General features: G+C 63.1%; 5 protein-coding genes. All 5 read right to left on the bottom strand.

Annotated elements, in window-relative coordinates:
• Window positions 1-467 (bottom strand): WecB/TagA/CpsF family glycosyltransferase (locus JWQ89_RS12985; RefSeq protein WP_299641667.1); only part of this gene is annotated, 467 nt, incomplete at its 3' end.
• Window positions 464-1531 carry an NAD-dependent epimerase/dehydratase family protein gene (locus JWQ89_RS12980; protein WP_299641665.1) on the bottom strand — a complete coding sequence of 356 codons (1068 nt, stop codon included), beginning with the start codon at window positions 1529-1531 and terminating at the stop codon, window positions 464-466. The genes JWQ89_RS12985 and JWQ89_RS12980, both read right to left, overlap by 4 nt.
• Window positions 1532-1536: 5 nt before the next feature.
• The gene (locus JWQ89_RS12975; RefSeq protein ID WP_299641664.1) at window positions 1537-2520 is read right to left on the bottom strand and encodes a UDP-glucuronic acid decarboxylase family protein; all 984 of its coding nucleotides are present in this window, start codon (window positions 2518-2520) and stop codon (window positions 1537-1539) included.
• A gap of 240 nt (window positions 2521-2760) precedes the next feature.
• The gene (locus tag JWQ89_RS12970; protein ID WP_299641663.1) at window positions 2761-3513 is read right to left on the bottom strand and encodes a sugar transferase; all 753 of its coding nucleotides are present in this window, start codon (window positions 3511-3513) and stop codon (window positions 2761-2763) included.
• A 270-nt stretch (window positions 3514-3783) separates the two neighbouring features.
• The coding region (locus JWQ89_RS12965; RefSeq protein ID WP_299641661.1) for a hypothetical protein at window positions 3784-4277 on the bottom strand (494 nt) is incomplete at its 5' end.

The raw sequence follows: 4277 nt of genomic DNA, 5'->3' as shown, positions 1-4277 counted from the left end.
GCATCGAGTTCGCCATTTTCGCCCTCGGTCAGCTGGCAGAAGCGCGACGGCTCGTAGCCGGCGACCACGAGCTCCGGATAGTCGCGAGCCAGCTTGATCCGCCAGGACTCGAGCACGTCGAGCCGGCTGCCGAACAGATAGATGGACAGGCCCGCCGCGGCGGCGGCGGCGCAGAGCTGTCGGGTGAGCTCGGGGCCGTACACCCGGTCGGCAAGCGGCTCGCCATGCAACAGCCGCAGCGCCCAGCGGACTGGCTGCCCATCGGGGGTGACGATGTCGAGCCGGTTCAGCCGGTACTTGTGGGTGCTTTCCAGCGCGCCGGTCATGACGCCATGCACTGCGAGCGCCGACACCGACAGGGGGCGCCCGTCGCGCGCGGCCGCGACCACCCGGGCGACCGTTGCCTCATAGTCGATGACGCTGACCGCGACGCCGAGGACACTCTTCTTGCCACGGTCGAGGGTCATGCCACCCAGCGCCGGCGACCGGCTTCGTGGATATCCTCGAGCGTCGCGGTGATATCGAAGGTGAGTTGGAAATCCGGGAAGTCGGTCTGGAACCGGGAGATGTCGCTGATCCACCAGATGTGATCGCCGCGACGGTTCTCAGGGTTATAGGTGACGTCCAGGCGGCGCCCGGCGATCTGTTCGCACAGCCTTATGCCCTCGAGCATCGAGCAGTTGGCGAAGCGCCCGCCGCCGATATTGTACACGCGGCCGGCCTTCGGCGCGCTGGCGAACGCCCAGATCGCCTGCACCAGATCGGACGAATGGATGTTGTCCCGCACCTGTTTGCCTTCATAGCCGTAGATGGTGTAGGGGCGGCCGGTGACGGTGCACTTCATCAGGTAGGCCAGAAAGCCGTGGAGTTCAGTGCCCGAGTGGCTGCCGCCGGTCAGGCACCCGCCGCGGAAGCAGGCGGTGTTCATGCCGAAATAGCGCCCGTATTCCTGCACCATCAGGTCGGCGGAAAGCTTGGAGGCGCCGAACAGACTGTGTGTCGTCTGGTCGATGCTCATCGATTCATCTATGCCGCGCTCGAAATAGGGGTGGCCCGGGTCGATCTCCCAACGGGTCTCCAGCTCGACCAGCGGTAGTCCGTTCGGCGTGTCCCCATAGACCTTGTTGGTCGATGTGAACACCATTGTGGCGGCCGGGGCGTGCCGCCGCAGCGCCTCGAGGATATTCAGCGTCCCGGTGGCGTTCACGCCGAAATCGGTGAAGGGCTCGCGCGCCGCCCAGTCATGCGAAGGCTGCGCGGCGGCGTGGACCACCAGCCAAAGATCGGACCCGACGTCTGCGATCAGCGCGGCAACAGCGGCAAAATCCCGGATGTCGATCGCGACATGACGGAACCGGGAGTGCCTCGCCTTCAGCTCATCCAGCCGCCAGCGCGTCGAGGCCTCGGCGCCGAAGAAATAGGCGCGCATATCGTTGTCGACGCCAATGACCTCGAGCCCCTTGCCGATGAGAAAACTTACGGCCTCGGAGCCGATCAAGCCGCCGGCCCCGGTAACCAGTGCGATGCTCATGCGAATTACCAGGCCTGCTTTTCGAGCACGTATTCACGCGCCTCGGCGCCCCTGTGCGATGAGGCGGCGAAGTACGCGACGGTGCGTTCGAGTCCCTGGTCCAACGTTATCCGCGGCACCCAGCCGAGGATTTCCGTGGCCCGGGCGATCACCGGCCGGCGCTGGCGCGGATCGTCGACCGGCAGGGGGCGGCGGATGATCCGCGAGGTCGTACCGGTCATGGCGACGACCTTTTCGGCGAGCTCCCGGATGGTAAACTCGCCCGGATTGCCGAGGTTGATCGGACCGACGACCGCAGCGGGCGCCGCCATCATTCGGACCAGCCCGTCGACCAGGTCATCGACGTAGCAGAACGAGCGTGTCTGGCTCCCGTCGCCATAGATGGTGATGTCCTCGCCATCGAGGGCCTGGACGATGAAGTTGGAAACTACCCGTCCATCGTTGCGGCTCATCATTGGCCCGTAGGTGTTGAAGATGCGGACGACCTTGGTCCGCGTGCCGTATTGCCGATGGAAATCGAAGAACAGCGTCTCGGCGCAGCGCTTGCCTTCGTCGTAGCAGGCGCGCGGGCCGATCGGATTGACGTTGCCCCAGTATTCTTCCGGCTGCGGATGCACATGCGGGTCGCCATAGACCTCGGAGGTCGACGCCTGGAGGACGGGCACATCCAGACGCGTGGCGAGTTCGAGCAGGTTCAGCGCGCCCAGCACGCTGGTGCGCGTGGTCCGGATCGGATCGCTGCCATAGTGAACGGGCGAAGCGGGGCACGCGAGATTGAAGATCGCGTCCACCTTGACGTCCACCGGCGTTGCGACGTCGTGGGTCATCGACTCGAACCGGGGATGACCCACGAGTTCTGCGATGTTGTCGAACGTGCCAGTGAGATAGTTATCGAGGCAAAGCACCTCGTGGCCCTGAGCGAGCAGTCTCCGACAGAGATGGGCGCCAATGAAACCGGCCCCCCCCGCGACGAGATAACGTTTTGCCACTACAGCCTCCTACAACAAAGGAACACTCGGGCGTCCCGAGGCGGCTGGCTCATGAAAGGGAGATAGTTCTTCACGTGATGTAAGTTTCTTGCATTAGTGACTGATTTTATATAGTCACAACCACTCCCCGATCGATACTTTCAAGTAGTATCGACATGAGCGCACCATATATCTACAGGAGCACCTTACGAAGACTGTATGTTGCATACTATTTGTTCCGCAACGGACCAAAGTCCGTATTCACACCCCCGATCCAGTCAAGAATTCGTGTTTGATAGTCAAGGCGATGATCTTCGCATCCAGCAACAAGGACTGGTTCTGGATATAGGCGAGGTCGTGGTCGATCCGGTCGCGGGCTGCCTGCGCGTCGGTTGTCGGACCGCGCAGGCCATTGGCCTGGGCCCAGCCGGAAAGGCCGGGCCGCACGGCATGGCGCCGGTGGTAGTACGGAACCAGAGTTTCATACGGCACCCCGGCGGCCAGCATGCCGACAGGGTGGGGGCGCGGGCCGATCACCGACATGTGGCCGAGCAACACATTGAGGAGCTGCGGCAACTCGTCGACGCTTTTGGCTCGCATCAGCCGACCCAGCGGGGTCACTCCGCGATCGTTCACTGTCACCTGCCGCAATCCGGCGGTGTCGGCGGCGTCCATGTGCATGGTGCGAAACTTGAAGATCATGAACGGCTTGCCGTTCCTGCCGACCCGCCACTGGCGGAACAGCGCGGGCCCGGGGCTGGAAAACTTGATGGCCAGGGCCAGGAGCAGGAGCATCGGGCCAAGGAACAGCAGGGCAAGGAAGGCCGCCGCCAGGTCAAACAGGCGCTTGCAAACGTCGTAGGCCGGCGAGGGCGAAATCGGGTCCGGCAGCAACGGGACGCCGTTTTCGAGCGCCAGCGGCAATCCGTTCTGCAGTTTGTGGTGCTTGGGACGGCCCAGGCGCTCAACCCGCCGGGCGACTCCCCCCATCTCTGACGACAATGCCACGCGCACAAGCAACTCCGTGCTTGGCCCACGGATCGGGGTTGCCCTCATTTACGGCCAAGCGACCGCTCTTATCCGCCTTTGTGAACACGCCTGGCTGAAACGAGGCCCAATCGTCGGGCTCCAATTCCAACCGGGAAAAATCGGCAAGAAACCGATCCATTCGTCGTCATACGACCCATGGTGTGGCCCCAATGGGTCGGTTGCTACTCTGCCCCTCAACGGCCACGCCAACAGCGGGCCAATGCTTTACTGGGGCAGTGAGCGGTAAAGTACCCTTCAGAACGGGCTGGCCGTATTGACTATGGCTGCCGTTGTGAACCGGGCGCAGTCTGCGATGGTGGCGCTGATCTCGATGATCTGAGCCTGCTGCTCCTCGTCGGTGACTCGCTGGGCGGCAAGCTGGATCGCCTGCGGCAGCTCGGTCTCGACGAGTTTGCAGTTGTTCAAATCGTCCTGGTAGAGCTCGGTGAGCGCGGCTACGAGATCGGCCACCGTAGCGTCGGTCGCTGCCGAAGGAGTTCCCACGGCATCTAGGAACGCTTGCACGGCCGAGACGCAGTGCCCCCACCGGTTCTTGTCGCCGTTATACTCCTCGCCGATGACCGGCGCGCAAACCGAAATCACTCCGGGGATGTCTGCCGGTGCGGTCTGGGCGAAAGCAGCGGAACTTCCGAGTACTGCTGCCACTGACACTGCAACGAACCCCCTAAGCGCAAACGGGAATGGAAGCATGGTACGCTCCTCTTTTAACACTCCGTTTACGATAGGCC

The organism is Devosia sp. (assembly GCF_028290645.1).
Classification (GTDB): domain Bacteria; phylum Pseudomonadota; class Alphaproteobacteria; order Rhizobiales; family Devosiaceae; genus Devosia_A.
This window is presented reverse-complemented; position numbering and strand designations above follow the sequence as displayed.

Coding starts and splice junctions, on each gene's coding strand:
- JWQ89_RS12980 (WP_299641665.1), bottom strand. CDS start 1,531: ATGAGCATCGCACTGGTTACCGGGGCCGGCGGCTTGATCGGCTCCGAG.